The sequence below is a fragment of the Klebsiella sp. HMSC16A12 genome (assembly GCF_001808265.1).
GTDB lineage: Bacteria > Pseudomonadota > Gammaproteobacteria > Enterobacterales > Enterobacteriaceae > Klebsiella > Klebsiella pneumoniae.
In genome coordinates, this window is the sequence record NZ_KV792528.1 from 68,588 (window position 1) to 89,539 (window position 20,952).

The following is a 20,952-nucleotide window of genomic DNA, read 5'->3' on the forward strand; positions in this document are numbered from 1 at the left end:
TAAATATGCCAGCGTGGGGAAGCGTTAGTTGCCCAGACCTTTGCCGGCATCTTTCTCTTCAATGAGCTCGATTTTGTAACCGTCCGGATCTTCCACGAAGGCGATGACGGTGGTGCCGCCTTTTACCGGCCCGGCTTCACGGGTGACGTTGCCCCCGTTCTGACGGATCCGTTCGCAGGCTTCGGCGGCGTTATCGACGCTCAGCGCGATATGGCCGTAGGCGGTGCCCAGCTCATAGCTGTCCACGCCCCAGTTGTAGGTCAGTTCGATTACCGCGGTTTCGCTCTCTTCGCCGTAGCCGACAAAGGCGAGGGAGTACTTGTACTCCGGGTTTTCGCTGGTGCGCAGCAGCTTCATGCCCAACACGTTGGTATAGAAGTCGATAGAACGTTGCAGGTCGCCAACGCGCAGCATGGTGTGGAGTAAGCGCATAATGTCCCCTATGCAGTTTATTTGATAGATCAGAACGTTGAGTATAGCGGCGATACGTCGCCGCTATCAATGGAGGGATTACAGAGTCGGGTAATCGGTGTAGCCTTCCGCGCCGCCGCCGTAGAAGGATTCCGGGCGTTGCGGGTTAAGCGGCGCTTTTTTCTGCAGGCGAGCCACCAGATCCGGGTTGGCGATGTAATCGCGGCCAAAGGCCACGGCATCAATCAGCCCTTTATTGATAAGATCGTTGGCTTTTTCTACTGTGTAAGCGCCAGCGCCAATGATCACCCCCGGGAAGCGGTCGCGGACTTTCTGACGGAAAGCTTCACTGTAAGGTTTGCCGCCCGCCCAGTCCGGCTCGGACATGTGCAGATAGGCGATACCGCGTTTCGCCAGCTCGCTAATCAGATACAGCGCGTCTTCTTCTTCGTTCGGGCCATTATCCACATTCTGGAAGCTGCCAATCGGCGACACGCGGATGCCAATGCGCTCGGCGCTCCACTCTTGACTCACGGCGTCAACCACTTCCAGCACCAGACGGGCACGGTTCTCCACGCTGCCGCCGTACTGATCGGTACGCTGGTTCGCCGATGGCGAGAGGAATTGGTGCAGCAGATAGCCGTGGGCTGAGTGCAGCTCAACCAGATCGAAGCCGGCGTCACGGGCATTGCCGACCGCCTGACGGAAATCGTTGACGATCCCTGGGATCTCTGCGGTTTCCAGGGCGCGGGGCATTGAGGTGTCGACGCGAATGGCGTGGCCGTTTTCGTCACGCAGTGAGGTACGGGTGCCCGCGCTCAGCGCGGAAGGCGCTACCGGGGCGGCGCCGCCAGGCTGCAGGCTGCTATGGGAAATACGCCCGGTGTGCCACAGCTGGACGGCGATATGACCGTTTTCGGCATGAACGCCGGCGGTGATTTTCTGCCAGGCGGCAATCTGCTCCGGGCTGTGCAGCCCAGGCGCGCCGGCGTAGCCTTTGGCCTGCGCGGAGATCTGCGTCGCTTCGGTGATGATCAGCCCGGAACTGGCGCGCTGACGGTAGTATTCGCCCATCAGCGGAGTAGGGATATCGCCCGGCTCAATGCTGCGCAGACGCGTCAACGGCGCCATAAATACGCGATTAGGGACGGTGACCGCACCGACTTTCAGTGGGCTGAATAATTTTGCTTCCGACATAGTGACTCCTGAGTAGACCGGTCGTCTAGTAACTGATGAAATAAAAACGCCTGTTATACCGCAGGCGCTGCAATAATCTGTTTGGCGTGGGCAAGGGCGCTTTCCAGCGGCGTTGCGCTACGCGTAATTTTGGCCTGCAGGTTGGCCCCGAGCCACAGGGAATACAGCACCTGCGACAGGGTCATGGCCTCGCCGTCAAATGCGAGACTGCCTTCCTGACGTCCTTTCTCCAGCGCGTCGCCCAGCAGGGCGATAATCTGGCTGGCTCCGCGATCCATGGCGGCGCGCATATCTTCCGACAGATCGCAAACCTCCGCGGATAGCTTGACAGTAAGACACCCGCTAATAATCCCCTGCTGGCAGAACTGATTCAGCGTGTGCTGATAGTAGGCCAGCAGGCGATCGCGATAGTTACCGTCGCCATGATCGAAGTGGTCCACCAGGCGCTGCAGATATCCGGTGTAGTGATGTTCAAGCAGCGCGACGCCGAAGGCTTCCTTAGAGCGAAAGTAGTGGTAGAAAGAGCCCTTGGGCACCTCCGCTGTCTTTAGAAGTTCGCTCAAGCCCATTCCGGTAAAACCGCGATGCATGCAAAGCTGCTCGCCGGTGGCCAGGATATGTTCTCGGGTATCGCAATCGCTGTGTCTGTTCATGCTGCACACTGTAGTAGACCGATTGGTCTAATGCAAGCGTCGGCGGAAAAATGTTAGCTGGCGCAGCACGTAGTGAACAAAATTTGCGTCGGCGCGGGGAAACGTCTTCAATGAAAGGAGACGAGGGGACAGGAGGCGTGTGGTGGCAGAGCAGTTAGAATTTTTCCCGGTGCAGAGCCCGTGCCGGGGAATATGTCAGACCGATGAGCGCGGCTACTGTCGCGGCTGTTTCCGCAGCCGTGAGGAACGTTTTAACTGGCAAAGGATGAGCGATGCGCAGAAACAGGAGGTTTTGCGTCTTTGCCGCCAACGGCTGCTGCGCAAAATACGCGCGAACAGGCCGGAGCCGGCGGAAGAACCGCAGCAACCCTCACTGTTTTAAGCCAAAAATTACGTATACTCAGAGCACTTTTTTATTGAGGAAGCGGTTATGGTTCAGCGTATTGCTATGGCTCCCCAGGGGCCGGAATTTTCACGTTTTGTGATGGGCTACTGGCGTCTGATGGACTGGAAAATGTCGCCTGGCGAGCTGGTCAGCTTTATTGAGCAGCATCTCGATTTAGGCGTAACCACCGTCGATCACGCCGATATCTATGGCGATTATCAGTGTGAGGCTGCCTTTGGCGAAGCGCTGAAGCGAGCGCCGCATCTGCGTAGCCGGATGGAAATCGTCAGCAAATGCGGTATCGCCACCCGGGCGCGCGCTGAGAACACCATTGGCCACTACATTACCGACCGCGATCACATCGTGCTCAGCGCCGAGCAATCGCTGCGTAATCTGGCGACGGACCATCTCGACTTGCTGCTGATCCACCGGCCGGACCCACTGATGGACGCCGACGAGGTAGCCGAAGCTTTTCTCGCGCTGCATCATAGCGGTAAAGTGCGCCATTTTGGCGTCTCGAACTTTACCCCCGCCCAGTTCACCTTGCTGCAGTCACGTCTGCCGTTTACCCTGGCCACCAACCAGGTCGAAATTTCACCGGTGCATCAGCCGCTGCTGCTCGACGGTACTCTCGATCAGCTGCAGCAACTGCGTATTCGTCCGATGGCGTGGTCTTGTCTTGGCGGTGGTCGCCTGTTTAACGAAGAGGGCTTCCAGGCGCTGCGCGATGAGCTGGTGCAGGTGGCGCACGAGCTTAACGCCGACAGCATCGAACAGGTAGTTTATGCCTGGGTGCTGCGTCTGCCGTCGCAGCCGCTGCCGATTATTGGCTCGGGCAAAATCGAGCGCGTGCGCTCGGCGATTGTGGCTGAAAAACTCAGCATGACCCGTCAGCAGTGGTTCCGCATCCGTAAAGCCGCGCTCGGGTACGACGTACCGTAACGGGCATTTCCCCTCCGGAAAGGCGTTCCTGGTTTACACTTAACAGGGAGACAGCCATCCGGAGGTGTTATGCAACGATGTATTCTCGCGATCTTATCCCTCGCATTTTGCGCTGGCGCACAGGCCGTTAGTGAAGATGTGCAACTTAATCTCGTGACCACCCAGGGCGTCGGTCAGACCATCGGCAGCGTCAAAATCACCGAAACCGACCGCGGACTCGAGTTCGCCCCCACTCTGCGGGCGCTACCGCCGGGTAAGCACGGGTTTCATATTCATGCCGAAGGCAGCTGCCAGCCGGCGATGAAAGAAGGTAAAGCCGTGGCCGCCGGGGCGGCGGGCGGACATTACGATCCGCAGCATACCGGCAAACACGAAGGGCCGTTGGGGGCCGGGCATCTTGGCGACCTGCCCCTGCTGGTGGTCAACGATGCGGGCGTAGCCGACCAGCCGATTATTGCTCCGCGCCTGAAAACGCTGGCGGAGGTGAAAGGGAAAGCGCTGATGGTCCACGTAGGCGGGGATAACATGGCCGACAGCCCGCAGCCGCTGGGCGGCGGCGGCGAACGGTTTGCCTGCGGGGTGATTAAGTAGTTCCTTCGCCAATTGTGCCGGCCACCGGGGCCTGTTCCAGCTGCGACAGGGCGCAGTACAGTCGCCAAATCGCGGCGGCCAGTTCCCGCGCCGCCGGCTGATGATGGTGGTTCAGGGCGTCGCAGATCCGCTGCAGCTCCTGCAGGGTGGAGGCCAGCGGACGCTGCTGCACGCCGCGCTCGCTCATCACATCGCGTAACAGGTTGATGCACAGGTCGCGCACCTGGGCGAGAGGATCGGAGCGGGTTTCCCATTCGCGAAGCTGCCAAACGACGTGCGAGCAATTGAGCAGCACGACGCCCCAACGCAACAGCCAGCGGCGCGCCAGGGCATCCTTACTCTGGCTGAGCTGACTGACGTGGTGATAGACCAGCGATTCAAATTCATGCTCACTGTGCTGAGGATGACGGCTGAGCTGATCGACAAAGTGACGCCGTAACGCTCTGATATGGCGTCGCCCTTTGCGGGCGTCAGAGCCCGGACTCAGTACCGCAAAGGCCAGCCAGGCAAAGCCTACCCCGACAATCTTGCTCAAATTATCATTGAAAAAGGCCGCATAATCGTACACCGGCGGGTTGGTGACGGCGATAAACGAGCCCATAAAGACGATAAGCTGTCCCCACAGGCCGGCGTATTTGGGCCACTGCAGTTTGAGTAACTGCATGGTGGTCAGGAGCGGGAACAGGAACAGCAGAAACTGCCACAGGTCGGTTACCTGCACCATCAGGCCGAACTTCACCACGAAACTGAATAGCGACAGCAGGACCAGAGTCTGCATCAGCAATGTCAGCGAGCGAAACGGCGAGGCGGATACGGAGTAGAGCACGCAGCAGATGGAGGCCAGGGTCAGGGCCGCCGCGCAGCTGGTCCACTGGGTACTGATCCCCCATGCGCCAATCGCCACCAGCGCGCAAAAGGTACGGACACCGTTGAGCAACGCCTCCGCCTGATCGGTATGGCGGGCTAACGGCGGGGCGGCGGGCACATTGAACTCGGCGATCGCCGAGGCATTTTCAACGCGGCGGATCCAGCGGCTGCTCTCCAGGTAAATGCGACAGAAATAGCGCAATCGCGCCCAGAAAGCGATGTGCCGGTAATCGGCATCCTGCCGCGGCGCCAGCGGCGCCAGGATCCGCGCAACGTGATAACTGTCGGCATGAGGGGTGGCGAGCTCGGCGAGCAGCGACTCCAGTACCTGGCGAGTGTTCGCCGGCGCGTCAGGCCAGTTCAGCAGCATCCGTCGCAGACTGGAGATGACGCTGGTCATTCTGAGTTGCTGATGCAGGAGGTAGTTCAGCAGAGGATTCTGCCGACGGAAACGGTAGTGGCTCCAGAAGGCCTGGATACGCAGCAGATTCATGGTCAGGATCTGGCCAATCACGCTCTCATGGGCGGTGCGAATGGCATCCGTCGTCTCCGGCACCCACAGCAGGCTGGCGTGCTCCAGCAGCCGGGCGTGCATGGTTTTCAGGGCCGTCAGCAGATTGCTGCCGTCGGAGGTGCTTGGCAGGATCATCATCATTAGCCCGCCGCATAGGATCCCGACGATGACTTCGCAGACGCGCGACTGGGCGATGACCCACAGTTCGTAGCTGTCGCTGATGTTAATCACCGGAAAGGCGATGATGGCGCAGGTATAGCCCGCCAGCTGAAAGGCGTAGGCGACGTTGTTGGTGAACAGGGCGCAGGCCCAGGTGCAGAGCGCCAGCCAGCCGGAGATACTGAACAGAAACAGCCAGGGATCGTTGAGTGTATGACCGGCAAGCAGCAGGGCGGCGCAGGCGCCGAGCAGGCTGCCTGCGATGCGGCCAAAACTTTTACTGATCACGCCGCCGACGGTGGGAAAGCTGACCACCGCCGCGGACGTCATCGCCCAGTAGGGCTCATCAAGATCCAGCGCATAGGCGATACTCAGCGCAAGACACATCGCGATGCCGTTGCGCAATGCGTACCGCCACTGCGGCCGGGTGGCTTTAACCCAGGGGAGTGCGCGCCACGACAGGGTCTGCAGGTTCATTACTGCCCGCCAATTGAGACAGTGCAGGTGGTGCCGGAGACCAGGGTGACATCGGCCGGCAGCGTATCAAAGGCAATTCGCACCGGAACGCGTTGGGCGAGACGAACCCAGGGGATATTTGGTTTGATGTTGGCCACCAGCCCGGTTCCCTGTTCCACGCTCTGGTCGACAATCGCGCGGCCGATGCTCGCGACATGGCCCTTTAGCGTCTGCTGATTGCTATAGAGAATAATTTGTGCCGGATCGCCGATGCGAATGTGGCGCAGTTTGGTCTCTTCGAAGTAGCCCAGTACGTAAAACGAATGGCTGTCCACCAGGGCAAAGACCGGATGGCCGGTGGTAGCGTAATCACCGACGCGGGTGGAAAGGTTGGTCACCCAGCCATCCACCGGCGCTTTGACAACCGTCTGGCTGAGCTGCCACTGCGCATGTTTCAGCGCCGCTTCGGTTACGCCGACCCCCGCTCTGGCGGCAGCCAGGGTGGTGGTGGCGGTATTCAGGGCGGTATTGACGTTCTCAAGGTCTTCAGCCGAGATGGCATTTTGCGACAGGCTTCGGCGACGGCGAGCCTCGCTGGCGGCCTTGCTTTGCTCCGCCTGCGCTTTCGCCACCTCCGCCTGGGCTTTCGCCAGCTGCGCCTGGGCGTTCAGCACCGCGATGCGATAGGGGGTGTCGTCGATGGTAAACAATACTTCCCCGGCTTTGACCCGTTGGTTATCGGTTACGTTCAACTGCAGAATACTGCCGGAGACCTGAGGGGTGATCCCAACCTGCTCGGCGCGCACTTTGCCGTCGCGGGTCCAGGGTGACTGAGTGTAGAAATTCCATAACAACCATGCGGCAATCAGGGCGACGGCCGCGACCAGCAGCGTTGACAGATATTTTAATCTTTTCATAACAGGGAGATCACCAGGCAATGAGCAATACCAGGGCCAGACAGACCGCGAGCGCGAACAGGGAGAGATCCATTAGTAGCGGGTGCCAGATGTCGCCCGCATACATCCAGTCACGCAGCTGGCGATGTAAAAACAACCAGATAAAGAAACCCAACAAGACGGCTTTGAACAGCGGAGGGAAATAGACGGATGCGCCGAACACCAGGTCCTGCAGCGGCAATCCGGATGTGTTAAGACTCAGTTTCACAAGCAAAAATCCTTTGCCATTACAGGGGTAACCTCAGGACGTGCTACTCTTTAACAGTGTAAATCATTGTTTTGGTTTTTGTTGAATCAAGTAATTCATTTGTTTTGATAATTCAAATGCTGCACACTATTCTAAAATCAGTATAATAACTTAGCAAGCTAATTATAAGGAGATGAAATTGGAATCGCCACTTGGTTCTGATCTGGCACGTTTAGTTCGCGTTTGGCGCGCGCTAATCGACCATCGCCTGAAACCTCTGGAGTTAACGCAGACCCACTGGGTCACGCTGCATAACATCCACCAGCTGCCGCCTGAGCAGTCGCAGATCCAGCTGGCGAAAGCTATCGGTATTGAACAGCCGTCGCTGGTGCGCACGCTCGATCAGCTGGAGGAGAAAGGGCTCATTTCTCGCCAGACCTGCGCAAGCGATCGGCGGGCCAAACGCATCAAGCTGACGGAAAAAGCCGAACCGCTGATCAACGAGATGGAAGAGGTGATAGGTAAGACCCGTGATGAAATCCTCTCAGGGGTCTCGAAGCAGGAAGTGGAAACCTTGCTCCACTTAATCCGTAAACTTGAACAAAATATCCTCGATCTCCAGGCTAAAGATTAATTCTTTACGGCCCGGGCTAATCCGGGCCTTTTTTCACCCTCCCTGCCGATGCCAGACGATCACCTGGTTACGTCCGTTATTCTTTGCTTCATACATGGCTTCGTCCGCGCGCTGAACGCACGCTTCCGCTGTCACGCTATTGTCGTAGGTGGTATACACCCCCATGCTGATGGTCATTCGCTCCGGTAAATGGCTCTCCCCGGCACTGACCGCCAGGCGGATACGCTCGGCGATCGCTTGCGCTTCTTTTTCACCGGTGTTGACCAGCAGCAGAGCAAATTCCTCACCGCCGATGCGTGCGGCGGCGTCATCTACCCGCGAATGGCTTTCCAGCACCGAGGCGGCGAACTGGATCACTTTGTCGCCGGCGACATGGCCGTAGCTATCGTTGATGCGTTTGAAATGGTCGAGGTCGCTGATGAGCACCGACAGCGGATGCTGGGCATTCACCTTCGCCAGCTGTTGGTTAAGAGTGTCGTAGAAAAAGCTGCGGTTGTAGAGGCGGGTCAACGGGTCGCGGATCGAATTCTGATACGAATGGACATATTTGTGGTTAGACTCGCGATAGAGGATAAAGACGTCAACCAGTAGCACCAGAATCAGGAACAAGGTGCATAGCGTTTCGAAAAAACGCGCCTGGTACCAGGTCTGATCCAGCTCCCCTGCGGTGGAGAGCAGCTGGAAAAGCGTGAACAAATAAGCGCTGCAAAAAAAAGCGCCGCTGAACCAAAAAATATTACGCAGTTTACTCAAGCTAATTAATAAAATCAGCGTGATGAACCAAACTGCCATCAGCAGCCAGCCGATAATACTTTGCCACAACGGGGTAAAGGTATGGCTCAGATCGTCGATAAAATTGACGCTCAGCCACGGCGAATGGCTGGAGTATAGCCATGATAAAACAATAATGGTCAACGTAAAAAGTATACATGCTGTAAATGTAAGAACGTGTGCTTTCCACGAATGCATGATGCGCTGGCGAAAATAGTACAAAATAATAGATGACATGAATAACACAGCCATCATTATATTGCGGAAGAAATAATAGATAACGGCGTCATTTTGATTAACGACCGGGGCCGGATTGCAGGTAAGCCAGTCCGGATAGCTGCTGAGCGTGCCAAGCATCAGCAGCGCTGAGCAGGCAAACCCGAAAGAGACTGGAGTAAGGTAGAGACGCCGCTTGCTGCTCCAGTATTTCATGCCCATAAAACAGGCAATGGTAATATGAAAAACCATCAGGAAACTGGTCAGCAGCGGAAATAATATTGAGGAAGTACTACTGAAGCTGGTATGAAAAAACGCAGTCATCCCGGAAATGCCAATCCCGGCCAGTAAACAAATGCAAATATAAAGGATTAGACGTTTAACGATATGATGCACATGTTCGGGCATAGGCAATATTCCACATAAAAGGCAACGGCAGCGACGATGAGTCACCAGGGCTAATTTACGTTCTTGAGGGTAATAGGGGCGGGCAGATAAGATATTGCGCAGGCGCAATGATTCATGGAATATTAAAATAAAGATGTCTGATGGTTACTACGAATTTATTACGGCGAAATAAACGTGGCTGAAAAATACGATGCGGCGCAACCGGCCGCATCGTAAGGGAAATTATCGCGGAGAGACGGTGACCTGGCTGCCGCTGCCGGCAATGGCCACGCGCTGACCAACGGAGAACGGAGTGCTGCCCTGTTTCTGCACTACCATAATGGTATTGCCATCGTCCTTACGGATTTCCAGTTCAACGCCCTGCGTTTTATTCATCGCGCCCTGAACGCCCTGACCGGCTACGCCGCCCGCGACCGCACCTGCCGCCGTAGCCAGAGAGCGTCCGGTACCACCGCCGATGGTGTTTCCAAGGAACCCGCCCAGTACCGCACCGCCAATGGCCCCGATGGCATTGCTATCGTCGCCGCTCTGGATCTGTACGGCGCGCGTATGCACGATAGTACCGTAAGTCACGCTCTGCACCTGTTTGGCTTCAGATGCGGAATAAACGTCGCCGGACAGGCCGCTGCTGCTCACGCAGCCTGCGAGCGTAAAACCAATCATCGATACAGCCAAAACACGTAAAATCATTTATGAATCTCCTGTTCACCGAAGGTGTTCAATTGAACGTCCATACGGTTAATTATATGGCATTTAGTCGTCGGCGGGCATAGGTTCTCCCTGGACTATACAAAAAATAATAAACACTGGTGCTTCAACCTCAACTAAACGCCGGTTCTTTACGATGTTCTCTGATTTGTCGCTCTATTGTTAAAAAGTATTAGTACAACATAGCATTAGCCGATACTTTATGATGGAGTGAGGGCATACAAGGGTCATGGAATGAAGGAAAACGTATGAGATCGGGTCGCTTTATTGGCGTTATGTCTGGTACCAGCCTGGATGGTATCGATGTCGTTTTGGCCACCATTACTGAAAACATGGTGGCGCAGCAGGCTAGTCTCACCTGGCCCATTCCACACGCGATAAAAGAAGAGATTCTGGCGATTTGCCAGGGGCAGTCGCTGACCCTTTCGCAGCTAGGTCGTCTGGACACCCGTCTGGGACGGCTGTTTGCCGATGCCGTACTGGCGCTGATGCGCCAGGAAAGTCTCAAACCCACCGACGTCATCGCCATCGGCTGCCATGGACAGACCGTATGGCATGAACCGCAGGGAGAGGCTCCGCATACCCTGCAAATTGGTGATAACAACCAGATCGCCGCCCACACCGGGATAACCGTAGTGGGGGATTTTCGTCGCCGGGATATGGCGCTAGGCGGGCAGGGGGCGCCGCTGGTGCCGGCTTTTCATCATGCGCTGCTGGCCCACCCCGTCGAGCGACGTATGGTGCTCAATATCGGCGGGATCGCTAATGTGTCGCTGCTGGCGCCAGGTCAGCCGGTGCGCGGCTATGATACCGGGCCGGGAAATATGTTGCTGGACGCCTGGATCTGGCGCCAGAAGGGCAAACCGTACGACAAGGACGCCCAATGGGCTAGCGAAGGTAAAGTGCTGCTGCCGCTGCTGCAGGACATGCTGAGCGATCCGTGGTTTGCCTTGCCGGCGCCGAAAAGCACCGGTCGGGAATATTTCAATTACGGCTGGCTGGAGCAGCATATGGCCCGCTATCCGGGGCTACGCGGGGAGGATGTTCAGGCTACGCTTGCGGAATTGACCGCCGTCACCATCAGTGAGCAGGTATTGTTAAGCGGCGGCTGCGAGCGTTTGTTAGTGTGCGGCGGCGGCGCGCGTAACCCCTTGTTAATGGCGCGCCTGGCGGCTCTGCTGCCGGGAACCGAGGTCTCCACCACCGATGAGGCGGGGATCAGCGGCGATGATATGGAAGCGCTGGCCTTTGCCTGGCTGGCCTGGCGAACGCTGGCTGGTCTGCCGGGCAATCTGCCCTCCGTGACCGGCGCCAGCGAAGCCTCGGTGCTGGGCGCCATTTTTCCGGCTAACCCGCCGCAGAATCGGAGTTAACTGAAATCTTAAATACGACGCGACCGGTAAACTGGACAAGTTAAGCGGAGGGCGGAGTGCCCGCCGTGACCGGGAAAGTCGAAGGCAAACGAATGAAAAAAATTCTTATCGCAGTTGTACCTTTTATGCTGGCGGGCTGTAGCTACTACAACCAGTTTGTCGAGCGGATGCAGACGGACACGCTGGAGTATCAATGCGACCAGAAACCATTGACGGTCCATCGCAATAACGCACGCCAGCAGGTCAGTTTTATCTATGATAATCAGCAACTGAACCTGTCTGAGGGGCTGTCGGCTTCCGGGGCGCGCTACACCGACGGCGTCTATGTGTTCTGGTCAAAAGGCGATACCGCCACCGTCTATAAGCGCGACCGCATCGTCCTTGATAACTGTCAGCTGCAGACGGCCAAACGTTGAGATTTCTGTCCGGGGGGCGCACAATAACGCCACCTTATGACTACATCCTCAATGGCCATGTCTGAAAACGACGAACTCCAGCAAATTGCGCATTTGCGCCGTGAATACACCCGTGGCGGTTTGCGTCGCCACGATCTTCCTGCTGAACCCCTGCCGCTGTTTGAACGCTGGCTGCGTCAGGCCTGCGATGCGAAACTTGCCGACCCGACGGCCATGGTGGTTGCCACCGTCGATGAGCGCGGCCAGCCCTACCAGCGCATTGTGCTGCTGAAGCACTACGACGAAAAAGGGTTGGTGTTTTATACCAACCTCGGCAGCCGCAAAGCGCATCAAATTGAAAACAACCCGCAGGTCAGCCTGCTTTTCCCGTGGCATATGCTGGAGCGCCAGGTGATGGTAATCGGCAAAGCGGAGCGTCTGTCGACGCTGGAAGTGGTCAAATATTTCCACAGCCGTCCGCGCGACAGCCAGATTGGCGCCTGGGTCTCGAAGCAGTCGAGCCGGATCTCAGCCCGCGGCATCCTCGAAAGCAAATTCCTCGAGCTGAAGCAGAAGTTCCAGCAGGGTGAAGTGCCGTTGCCGAGCTTCTGGGGCGGATTCCGCGTCAGCATTGAGCAGATGGAGTTCTGGCAGGGGGGAGAACACCGTCTGCACGATCGCTTTTTATACCAGCGCGATAGCGGCGCCTGGAAAATAGACCGTCTGGCGCCGTAAACGCCGAAATTAGTTATCGAAGCGCTGGCGCTGAAAGGGCCGGCGCTTTATTCTATGTACTTTTCGCATCTGGCGAAAAGTCGTGTACCGGCAGAGGTGCAGTCGTTTATACATGGAGAATTTGATGGCAAGCAGTAACTTGATTAAACAATTGCAAGAGCGGGGGCTGGTAGCCCAGGTGACGGACGAGGAAGCGTTAGCAGAGCGACTGGCGCAAGGCCCGATCGCGCTCTATTGCGGCTTCGATCCTACCGCTGACAGCTTGCATTTGGGGCATCTTGTTCCATTGTTATGCCTGAAACGCTTCCAGCAGGCAGGTCATAAACCTGTGGCGCTGGTGGGCGGCGCAACCGGTCTGATTGGCGACCCAAGCTTCAAAGCCGCTGAGCGTAAACTAAACACCGAGGATACCGTGCAGGAGTGGGTGGATAAAATCCGCAAACAGGTGGCTCCGTTCCTTGATTTTGACTGCGGCGACAACTCGGCGATCGCGGCGAATAACTATGACTGGTTTGGCAGCATGAACGTGCTGACCTTCCTGCGCGATATCGGTAAACACTTCTCTGTTAACCAGATGATCAACAAAGAAGCGGTGAAGCAGCGTCTGAATCGTGACGATCAGGGTATCTCCTTTACCGAGTTCTCTTACAATCTGCTGCAGGGTTACGACTTTGCCTGCCTGAATAAGCTGCACGGCGTGGCGCTGCAGATTGGCGGTTCTGACCAGTGGGGCAACATCACCTCCGGCATCGATCTGACCCGTCGTCTGCATCAGAACCAGGTGTTTGGCCTGACCGTACCGCTGATCACCAAAGCGGACGGCACCAAATTCGGTAAAACCGAAGGCGGCGCCGTGTGGCTGGATCCGAAGAAAACCAGTCCGTACAAATTCTACCAGTTCTGGATCAACACCGCGGATGCTGATGTCTATCGCTTCCTCAAATTCTTCACCTTTATGGACATTGCGGAGATCAATGCCCTGGAAGAAGAAGACAAAAACAGCGGTAAAGCGCCGCGCGCCCAGTACGTGCTGGCAGAGCAGGTGACGCGCCTTGTTCACGGCGAAGAAGGCCTGGAAGCGGCGAAGCGCATTACCGAAAGCCTGTTCAACGGTAACCTGAGCGACCTGAGCGAAGCAGACTTCGAACAGCTGGCCCAGGATGGCGTGCCGATGATCGAAATGGAAAAAGGCGCCGATCTGCTGCAGGCGCTGGTTGATTCCGAGCTGCAGCCGTCCCGCGGTCAGGCGCGTAAAACCGTTGCCTCTAACGCGGTGACCATCAACGGCGAAAAACAGGCCGACCCGGAATATGTATTCAGTGACAGCGATCGCCTGTTTGGCCGCTACACCTTGCTGCGTCGCGGTAAGAAAAATTACTGCCTGGTCTGCTGGAAATAAAAAAATACTGCCAGGGCGTGGGAAACCACGCCCTTTTTCTTTTTAGGGTTGTGGTAAGAAAATGAAGAACATCCTCGCCATTCAGTCTCACGTTGTGTTTGGCCATGCCGGCAACAGTGCCGCCGAATTTCCGATGCGCCGTCTGGGCGCCAATGTCTGGCCCCTGAATACCGTACAGTTCTCTAACCATACGCAGTACGGCAAATGGACCGGCTGCGTCATGCCGCCTTCGCATTTGACGGAGATCGTTCAGGGGATTGCCGATATCGACAAGCTGCAGACCTGCGATGCGGTACTGAGCGGCTATCTTGGCTCCGCTGAGCAGGGAGAGCATATCCTCGGTATCGTGCGTCAGGTTAAGGCGGCCAATCCGGCGGCGAAATATTTTTGCGATCCGGTGATGGGTCACCCAGAGAAGGGCTGCATCGTTGCGCCGGGCGTGGCGGAGTTCCACGTGCGCTATGCGCTGCCGGCCAGCGATATTATTGCCCCGAATCTGGTTGAGCTGGAGATCCTGTGCGGTCATCCGGTCGCCAGCGTCAGCGAGGCAGTGGCCGCCGCGCGGGAGCTGATTGCCCAGGGGCCGGAAGTGGTATTAGTTAAGCATCTTGCCCGTGCGGGTCTGAGTATGGATCGTTTTGAGATGCTGCTGGTGACGGCCGAAGAAGCCTGGCATATTAGTCGGCCGCTGGTGGATTTCGGCCTGCGTCAGCCGGTGGGCGTCGGCGATGTGACCAGCGGTCTGCTGTTGGTAAAATTGCTGCAGGGGGCAAGTCTGCGCGATGCGCTGGAACACGTCACCGCCGCGGTGTACGAGATTATGCTCGCCACCAAAAATATGCAGGAATACGAACTGCAGGTAGTAGCGGCGCAGGATCGCATCGCCGTACCGGAGCACTGCTTCAGCGCCACCCGGCTGTAACTCTCAGGGCCTGCCCGACGGTCCGCCGGGCAGGTTCAGGCCTTATTTTAAGCCTTCAGCCGCCAGTGCGGCCGCCACCGCCGGACGCGCTGCCACCTGCGTCATCCAGTTGCCGATATGACCATAGGCAGCCATATCCAGTTTTATAGCATAGGCCCAGCGCAGCACCGTAAACAGATAACCATCGGCAATGGTGAAGCGATGGCCGGTCAGCCACTGTTTGTCTGCCAGCGCTGCATCAACGTATTGCAGCTTTTTCTCAAGCAGCCCCCGCGCGACAGGCTTATAGTCCTCCGGGGTATCCGGGCGGAACAGCGGGGTAAAGCTTTTATGCAGCTCGGTGGCCACATAGTTCAGCCATTCGAGAGTCTGATAGCGCGCAATCGAGCCCACCGGCGCCAGCAGATGACGATCCGGCACCTGGTCTGCGATGTACTGCATGATGGCTACGCCCTCAGTGAGCAGGATATCATCATCCAGCAGCAGCGCCGGCACCTGACCTTTCGGGTTGATCAGCAGATAGTCTTCCCCGTTTTCCAGCCGTTTCTGGGCCAGATCCACGCTCTGCAGGGTAAAATCCAGACCGCTTTCGCGCAGGGCAATATGCGAGGCAAGGGAACAGGCGCCGGGTTTGTAGAACAGTTTCATGCGTGACTCCTCGTGGCTGCAGTTTTCTGTATGTTAGTCCTGCCAGGGGTAAAAAAAAAGCCGCTAAACTAACGTTAGCGGCTTAAAAATAATTAGTTTTCCCTGCGGCGTCAGGCAGCCGCGGTTTCGCGTGCTTTAATGTCCGCGCTGTCGTCCTGAGTCATACGATTCAGTTTCGGCGCGGTCAGCAGCATCAGGGCGGCGATAACCGCGGTGACGATACCAATCTGCAGGAATACGTGACCGTACACTTCCAGCGACACCAGCGGATCGGTGACATTCTCCGGGACTGCCATCAGGTTAGCGATTTTCCCGGCGATGATCGCCGCGCCTGCCGTGGTGAGGAACCAGCTGCCCATAATGAAGCCCATCAGACGCTGAGGAACCAGCTGAGCGACCATCGCCAGGCCGAGGCCGGAAATCATCAGTTCACCGATAGACTGCAGCGCGTAGCTCAGAATCAGCCAGTTGACCGAGACGATACCGGCGTCGCTGGCGAACTTCGCCCCTAAAGGCAGGACGAGGAATGCGCCAGAGCACAGTACCATACCGATAGCAAATTTGTGCGGCATCGGCAGGCGGTCACCCATCTTGTTGTAGATGGCGGCCAGAATCGGGCTACCAATCATGATCCAGAACGGGTTCAGCGCCTGATACTGTTCCGGTTCAAAGGCGAGACCGAGGATCGAGTGCTCCACGTTACGGATGGCGAAGAAGTTCAGCGAGGTCGGCATCTGGCTGTACAACACGAAGAAGACAATCGCTTCTACCATCAGCAGGAAAGCGACGATCATTTTACGACGCGGAGCACCTTTAAGGCCTATGGTTTCTTTGGCGAAAATCACGACGATACCCAGTGCGACGACGCCCAGCACCATACGTGCGATACCCTGGTTATGCAGCAGCCAGGTGGCGATAGCGACCAGCACCACCACGCCAGCGATGGTCGCCAGCAGTTTACCCATGTGTACCGGGGCAAAGTCCGGTTTAGAGCCGTACTGTTTAACCCATTTCTGACAGAAGGCGAAGTTAATAATGGTGATCACCATCCCCACCACGCTGAGAGCAAACGCTACGCTCCAGCCAAAACGTGCGGCCAGCCACGGGGTTGCCAGCATAGAGAAGAACGAACCGATATTGATGGACATGTAGTACATGGTAAATGCACCGTCCAGACGTGGGTCGTTTTTGTCATAGCAGGTAGAAAGCAGGGAGGACGGGTTGGCTTTAAACAGGCCGTTACCGACGGCGATGGTCGCCATACCCATATAGACGATAGCGGCGTCATGGCCGGACCAGGCCACCAGCGCATAGCCAATCGCCAGCACGATAGCGCCCAGCATGATGACACGCTTGGTACCCAGCACTTTATCACCCAGCCAGCCGCCAATGGCGACGAGGCCATAAACCAGCGCGCTAAAGGAGGAGAACAGAGTAATGGAATCCGCTTCCGACATACCCAGCTGTTTTACCAGGTAAACGGCCATGATCCCTTGCAGGCCGTAGTAACCAAAACGCTCCCACAACTCGATCGAGAAAATGAGATAGAACGCGCGTGGTTGTTTGAAAGCGTTCAGACTCACGCTTTCTGCTGGTTTATTGTTTGCAGTAGACACATATACCTCTTTTTTTACATCCCATATTTACTGGGGGGTGTTCGGGGCGCAATCTCGTTGGACCGCCGCCTTTATAGTTATTCTTGGAGGGAAAACGGCAAGTAATGTTCACTATCCTGGCGCATCAGGCAAGGCTTTTGTAATAATCTGTTACACATAATCAGGGTGGTATAATGCTCCGGACATATGAATGTTATACAGCGTTAAATTTTACCGTTTCGATATCGTTGGTATTTTTATCTTTTGGGTTCGTCGGTTTTTCGGGAAAAGGCGATATATTCTACTGATCTGGCGTAAGCATAGTGATATGGTCCATTATCTTAAAAAATCATGGGTCATTATCCTGACAATCTTTACTCATCCGTTGTATTGCCTGACATTTATTTCCATTCCAGTAACATTCAATCAACATAAAGTTGCGAGGATGATCTGGATCACAAATGCATAGAAATTTTGCGCTGATAAAAAATGAATGAACTAGTTGTTTGTTATATAACCGGATAATCATCCATAATCATGATGATTATGTGGTGTTAATGGCCGGTGAAATAGATGAATGCGGGCCATAACCCAGAGTTAAGCTATGACCGCAATAGAGACGAGACAGTCAGGCGTAGACTTTATCTTTGTATTCGCAAAGATCTTCAATCAGGCAGGAGCCGCAGCGCGGCTTGCGGGCAATACAGGTATAACGCCCATGCAGGATCAGCCAGTGATGGCAGTCGACCTTAAACTCGGCGGGGACCACCTTCAGAAGCTTCTCTTCCACCTGCTCAACGTTCTTGCCCGGGGCGAACTGCGTCCGATTGCAGACGCGGAAGATGTGCGTGTCCACGGCGATGGTCGGCCAGCCAAAGGCGGTATTCAGCACCACGTTGGCGGTTTTACGGCCCACGCCGGGCAGCGCCTCCAGCGCCGCTCTGTCTTCCGGCACCTCGCCATTGTGCTGCTCCAACAGGATGCGGCAGGTTTTGATGACGTTTTCCGCTTTGCTGTTAAACAGGCCGATAGTCTTGATATACGATTTCACCCCATCCACCCCCAGGGCCAGCATCGCTGCGGGCGTATTGGCCACCGGATAGAGTTTGGCTGTCGCTTTGTTGACGCTTACGTCGGTGGCCTGTGCAGAAAGCAGGACGGCAATCAGCAGCTCGAATGGCGAACTGAAATGCAGTTCGGTGGTGGGGTGGGGATCGTTTTCCCGCAGCCTGGTAAGGATCGCCAGGCGTTTGGCTTTGTTCATATTATGCTTTCCCTGTCACGTCGGACGGGGCGACAGAGACGGCCCGGGCCGCTTGCGCCTTCCGCTGTTTGCTACGTTCATCGATAAGGTATTTAATCGCCAGCATCATGCCGAGGCCAATAAAGGCGCCTGGCGGCAGCATAGCCAGCAGGAAAGGGGTGTCGGTGTGGAAAACCTCGATGCGCAGAACCTTCGCCCAGCTGCCAAGCAGACTGTCGGCGCCGTCAAACAGGGTGCCGTTGCCAAGGATCTCGCGCAGGGAGCCCAGCACAAACATCGCGCAGGTAGCGCCCATGCCGATCGAGAAACCGTCCAGCGCCGACAGCGCCGGCCCTTTTTTGGCGGCAAAGGCTTCGGCGCGGCCGACCACGATGCAGTTGGTCACGATAAGCGGGATGAAAATCCCCAGCGACTGATAGAGGCCGAAGGCATAGGCGTTGATCAGCATCTGCACGACGCTCACCACCGAGGCGATAATCATTACGTAGATGGGGATCCGGATCTCCGCTGGCGTCCAGCGGCGCAGGCTGGAGATGGTCAGGTTGGTCAGGGTTAACACCAGGGTGGTGGCCAAACCCAGCCCGAGGGCGTTGGTGGCGGTCGAGGTGACCGCCAGCAGAGGACACATACCTAACAGCTGAACCAGGGCGGAGTTATTTTTCCACAGGCCCTGGACGATGACGTCTTTAACTTCGCTCATGGTTATTCTCCACAGGCGGTGAATTCAGGAAGTTGCGCAGGCAGCGTTTGTGCATATAAGCCTGCGCGCTTAACGGCATTGACCACCGCCCGGGGGGTGATGGTGGCGCCGGTGAACTGGTCAAAATCGCCGCCATCCTTTTTGACCGCCCAGTGGCTATCGCCCTGGCCGTGGATGACTTTCCCGGCAAAATGGGTAATCCAGTCCGACAGGCGAAGTTCGATTTTATCACCCAGGCCCGGCGTTTCATGATGCTCAGTTACGCGGGTGCCGAGGACCGTGCCGCTAAAATCGGCGGCAACCAGCAGCTGTATTGCTCCGGAGTAGCCGTCCGGCGCGGTGGCTTCCATCACCGCGCCGATCGGTCGATCGTTATTTTTGGCGATCCACACTTTATGCTGGCCTTTGCCCAGCGCCGGGGCGCTGACCAGATAGCAGCTCTTAAGCAGATCGTTATTATAGCGGTCGGCAGGTAAAACCTGGTCGAATAACGCCTTTTGCTGCAGGGCCGCCTGCTGGTCGATGGTGCTTTTGGTCAGCTCATTGATCGCCGCCGTCAGCCCGGTGGAACCGGCGGCAAACAGCGCCAGCGTGACGCCGTGTTTACGCATCGTTTTTAACATCATTGCTCTCTCAACGGTGGCCATATACGCGCGGGCGCGTGTAGTAATCGATCAGCGGCACGGTAATATTCGCCAGCAGAACGGCAAACGCCACGCCGTCCGGATAACCACCGAAGCTGCGGATGAGCCAGACCAGCAGGCCAGCGAGGGCGCCAAAGATCAGACGGCCGCGGTTGGTTGTTGAGGCCGTCACCGGATCGGTCAGGATAAAGAAGGCGCCAAGCATGGTCGCCCCGGAGAGCAAATGCATCTGCGGTGAGGCCAGGCTCTGCGGCGAAAAAATCCAGCCGAGGGTGGCGCACAGGCCGAGGCTAACAAGGAAGCTGACCGGGATATGCCAGCGGATCGCCTTCTGCCACAGCAGGAAAAGGCCGCCTGCCAGCCAGGCGATATTCACCCACTGCCAGCCCAGACCTGCCAGCACGCCGCCGTAGACCGGCAATTGCAGCACCTGCTGAACGCTATGTCCGGCATGCAGGGAGGTTTTAAAGGTATCCAGCGGGGTGGCCTGGCTGACGCCGTCGATACCCAGCCGCAGACTGGCCATGTCGCCTCCGGCGGCGGTATGACCGGTGAAGATCATCTGCAGCGCGTCGCTGAATGCCGGGATATGGGCGGCTATCTCATAGGAAGGCAGCCAGGAGGTCATCTGCACCGGGAACGAAATCAGCAGCACGACATAGCCGATCATTGCCGGGTTGAAGGGGTTATGGCCCAGGCCTCCGTACAACTGCTTGGCAATGACTACGGCAAAGGCAGTGCCGAGCACCACCATCCACCACGGGGCCAGTGGCGGAATACTCACCGCCAGCAGCAGGCCGGTGAGCAGGGCGGAATTATCTTTCAGCGTGGCAGCAACAGGCTGTTTACGCAGTTTGAGAATAGCGGCTTCGGTCGCCCAGGCCGTCAGGGCGGCGAGGACAATCTGCAGTACGGTGCCCCAGCCGAAAAACCAGGTCTGGACCACAATGCCAGGCACAGCGGCGAGCAGCACCAGCAGCATAATACGCGAGGTCTGCCGCTGGTTATGGGTATAGGGGGAGCTTGCGATTCTGAAAACCATTTATTCCTCGTTAACTGCCTGCTGTGTTGCTTTACGCGCCTGAACGCGGGCGATAGCCGCGGCGACGGCCGCTTTGCGCGGGTCGTCATTGGCTGCGGCTGACGCGAGATCCTTTTGTGCGGCCTGCTGTTCGGCTTTACGCGCTTTAGCGCGGGCGATGGCGGCTTCCACCGCCGCCTT

General features: G+C 56.8%; 24 protein-coding genes. 9 read left to right on the forward strand and 15 right to left on the reverse strand.

Going from position 1 to position 20,952, the window contains the following annotated elements; translation table 11 throughout:
* Nucleotides 1–24: 24 nt before the first annotated feature.
* The 3 genes from gloA to HMPREF3140_RS02055 form a co-directional block, all read right to left on the reverse strand.
* Nucleotides 25–432 carry a lactoylglutathione lyase gene (gene gloA, locus HMPREF3140_RS02045; protein ID WP_002907764.1) on the reverse strand — a complete coding sequence of 136 codons (408 nt, stop codon included), beginning with the start codon at nucleotides 430–432 and terminating at the stop codon, nucleotides 25–27.
* A 78-nt stretch (nucleotides 433–510) separates the two neighbouring features.
* Nucleotides 511–1,608 (reverse strand): alkene reductase, encoded by a 1,098-nt coding sequence (locus tag HMPREF3140_RS02050; protein ID WP_002907763.1) that lies wholly within the window; start codon nucleotides 1,606–1,608, stop codon nucleotides 511–513.
* A 53-nt stretch (nucleotides 1,609–1,661) separates the two neighbouring features.
* Nucleotides 1,662–2,261 (reverse strand): TetR/AcrR family transcriptional regulator, encoded by a 600-nt coding sequence (locus tag HMPREF3140_RS02055; protein WP_004175857.1) that lies wholly within the window; start codon nucleotides 2,259–2,261, stop codon nucleotides 1,662–1,664.
* A gap of 139 nt (nucleotides 2,262–2,400) precedes the next feature.
* Between HMPREF3140_RS02055 and HMPREF3140_RS02060 the strand changes: the two genes are divergently transcribed.
* The 3 genes from HMPREF3140_RS02060 to sodC all read left to right on the forward strand — a co-directional run bounded on the left by HMPREF3140_RS02060 (nucleotide 2,401) and on the right by sodC (nucleotide 4,179).
* The gene (locus HMPREF3140_RS02060; RefSeq protein WP_072143294.1) at nucleotides 2,401–2,643 is read left to right on the forward strand and encodes a DUF1289 domain-containing protein; all 243 of its coding nucleotides are present in this window, start codon (nucleotides 2,401–2,403) and stop codon (nucleotides 2,641–2,643) included.
* A 48-nt stretch (nucleotides 2,644–2,691) separates the two neighbouring features.
* Nucleotides 2,692–3,588: an aldo/keto reductase gene (locus tag HMPREF3140_RS02065; protein WP_032411629.1), complete on the forward strand. Its 897-nt coding sequence runs from the start codon at nucleotides 2,692–2,694 to the stop codon at nucleotides 3,586–3,588.
* 69 nt (nucleotides 3,589–3,657) lie between these two features.
* On the forward strand, nucleotides 3,658–4,179 hold the full coding sequence (gene sodC / locus HMPREF3140_RS02070) for a superoxide dismutase [Cu-Zn] SodC (protein ID WP_004184268.1): 522 nt from the start codon (nucleotides 3,658–3,660) through the stop codon (nucleotides 4,177–4,179).
* Here sodC and HMPREF3140_RS02075 read toward each other — a convergent pair.
* The 3 genes from HMPREF3140_RS02075 to HMPREF3140_RS02085 are packed head-to-tail and all read right to left on the reverse strand — an operon-like array spanning nucleotide 4,172 to nucleotide 7,339.
* Nucleotides 4,172–6,196, reverse strand: coding sequence for an FUSC family protein (locus tag HMPREF3140_RS02075; RefSeq protein WP_002907754.1), 2,025 nt, complete (start codon nucleotides 6,194–6,196; stop codon nucleotides 4,172–4,174). The genes sodC and HMPREF3140_RS02075 overlap by 8 nt on opposite strands.
* Entirely contained in the window at nucleotides 6,196–7,092 is an 897-nt protein-coding gene (locus tag HMPREF3140_RS02080; RefSeq protein ID WP_004143835.1) for an efflux RND transporter periplasmic adaptor subunit, read from the reverse strand. Before HMPREF3140_RS02080 ends, HMPREF3140_RS02075 begins: the two co-directional genes overlap by 1 nt.
* A 10-nt stretch (nucleotides 7,093–7,102) precedes the next feature.
* Nucleotides 7,103–7,339, reverse strand: coding sequence for a DUF1656 domain-containing protein (locus HMPREF3140_RS02085; RefSeq protein ID WP_002907752.1), 237 nt, complete (start codon nucleotides 7,337–7,339; stop codon nucleotides 7,103–7,105).
* A 172-nt stretch (nucleotides 7,340–7,511) separates the two neighbouring features.
* Between HMPREF3140_RS02085 and slyA the strand changes: the two genes are divergently transcribed.
* The gene (gene slyA, locus HMPREF3140_RS02090; protein WP_004143833.1) at nucleotides 7,512–7,952 is read left to right on the forward strand and encodes a transcriptional regulator SlyA; all 441 of its coding nucleotides are present in this window, start codon (nucleotides 7,512–7,514) and stop codon (nucleotides 7,950–7,952) included.
* 33 nt (nucleotides 7,953–7,985) lie between these two features.
* Here slyA and HMPREF3140_RS02095 read toward each other — a convergent pair whose 3' ends face one another.
* Both HMPREF3140_RS02095 and slyB read right to left on the reverse strand, forming a co-directional pair.
* A complete protein-coding gene (locus tag HMPREF3140_RS02095; RefSeq protein ID WP_004180166.1) occupies nucleotides 7,986–9,347 on the reverse strand; it encodes a sensor domain-containing diguanylate cyclase in 1,362 nt (453 codons plus the stop codon).
* Between the two features lie 222 nt (nucleotides 9,348–9,569).
* The gene (gene slyB / locus HMPREF3140_RS02100) at nucleotides 9,570–10,037 is read right to left on the reverse strand and encodes an outer membrane lipoprotein SlyB (protein ID WP_002907749.1); all 468 of its coding nucleotides are present in this window, start codon (nucleotides 10,035–10,037) and stop codon (nucleotides 9,570–9,572) included.
* A gap of 266 nt (nucleotides 10,038–10,303) precedes the next feature.
* Here slyB and anmK point away from each other — a divergent pair, with 266 nt between their 5' ends.
* From anmK to pdxY, 5 genes are all read left to right on the forward strand, one after another.
* A complete protein-coding gene (gene anmK, locus HMPREF3140_RS02105) occupies nucleotides 10,304–11,428 on the forward strand; it encodes an anhydro-N-acetylmuramic acid kinase (protein ID WP_004143831.1) in 1,125 nt (374 codons plus the stop codon).
* Nucleotides 11,429–11,520: 92 nt separating this feature from the next.
* The gene (gene mliC / locus HMPREF3140_RS02110) at nucleotides 11,521–11,844 is read left to right on the forward strand and encodes a C-type lysozyme inhibitor (RefSeq protein ID WP_002907744.1); all 324 of its coding nucleotides are present in this window, start codon (nucleotides 11,521–11,523) and stop codon (nucleotides 11,842–11,844) included.
* 57 nt (nucleotides 11,845–11,901) lie between these two features.
* Nucleotides 11,902–12,558, forward strand: coding sequence for a pyridoxamine 5'-phosphate oxidase (gene pdxH, locus HMPREF3140_RS02115; protein ID WP_070552827.1), 657 nt, complete (start codon nucleotides 11,902–11,904; stop codon nucleotides 12,556–12,558).
* 124 nt (nucleotides 12,559–12,682) lie between these two features.
* Nucleotides 12,683–13,957 (forward strand): tyrosine--tRNA ligase, encoded by a 1,275-nt coding sequence (tyrS, locus tag HMPREF3140_RS02120; RefSeq protein WP_002907740.1) that lies wholly within the window; start codon nucleotides 12,683–12,685, stop codon nucleotides 13,955–13,957.
* Between the two features lie 61 nt (nucleotides 13,958–14,018).
* Entirely contained in the window at nucleotides 14,019–14,879 is an 861-nt protein-coding gene (pdxY, locus tag HMPREF3140_RS02125; protein ID WP_002907739.1) for a pyridoxal kinase PdxY, read from the forward strand.
* A gap of 42 nt (nucleotides 14,880–14,921) precedes the next feature.
* Here pdxY and gstA read toward each other — a convergent pair whose 3' ends face one another.
* The 7 genes from gstA to HMPREF3140_RS02165 form a co-directional block, all read right to left on the reverse strand.
* Nucleotides 14,922–15,527: a glutathione transferase GstA gene (gene gstA, locus HMPREF3140_RS02130; protein WP_004175870.1), complete on the reverse strand. Its 606-nt coding sequence runs from the start codon at nucleotides 15,525–15,527 to the stop codon at nucleotides 14,922–14,924.
* Between the two features lie 110 nt (nucleotides 15,528–15,637).
* On the reverse strand, nucleotides 15,638–17,143 hold the full coding sequence (dtpA, locus tag HMPREF3140_RS02135) for a dipeptide/tripeptide permease DtpA (RefSeq protein ID WP_004151206.1): 1,506 nt from the start codon (nucleotides 17,141–17,143) through the stop codon (nucleotides 15,638–15,640).
* Nucleotides 17,144–17,750: 607 nt separating this feature from the next.
* Nucleotides 17,751–18,386 (reverse strand): endonuclease III, encoded by a 636-nt coding sequence (nth, locus tag HMPREF3140_RS02145; protein WP_002907734.1) that lies wholly within the window; start codon nucleotides 18,384–18,386, stop codon nucleotides 17,751–17,753.
* A 1-nt stretch (nucleotide 18,387) separates the two neighbouring features.
* Complete coding sequence (locus HMPREF3140_RS02150) at nucleotides 18,388–19,086, reverse strand: electron transport complex subunit E (protein ID WP_002907733.1); 699 nt, start codon at nucleotides 19,084–19,086, stop codon at nucleotides 18,388–18,390.
* Nucleotides 19,087–19,088: 2 nt separating this feature from the next.
* Nucleotides 19,089–19,709, reverse strand: a complete 621-nt coding sequence (rsxG, locus tag HMPREF3140_RS02155) for an electron transport complex subunit RsxG (RefSeq protein WP_002907731.1) — start codon at nucleotides 19,707–19,709, stop codon at nucleotides 19,089–19,091.
* Between the two features lie 10 nt (nucleotides 19,710–19,719).
* A complete protein-coding gene (gene rsxD / locus HMPREF3140_RS02160; protein ID WP_002907730.1) occupies nucleotides 19,720–20,772 on the reverse strand; it encodes an electron transport complex subunit RsxD in 1,053 nt (350 codons plus the stop codon).
* Nucleotides 20,773–20,952 (reverse strand): electron transporter RnfC (locus HMPREF3140_RS02165; protein ID WP_077270441.1); only part of this gene is annotated, 180 nt, incomplete at its 5' end.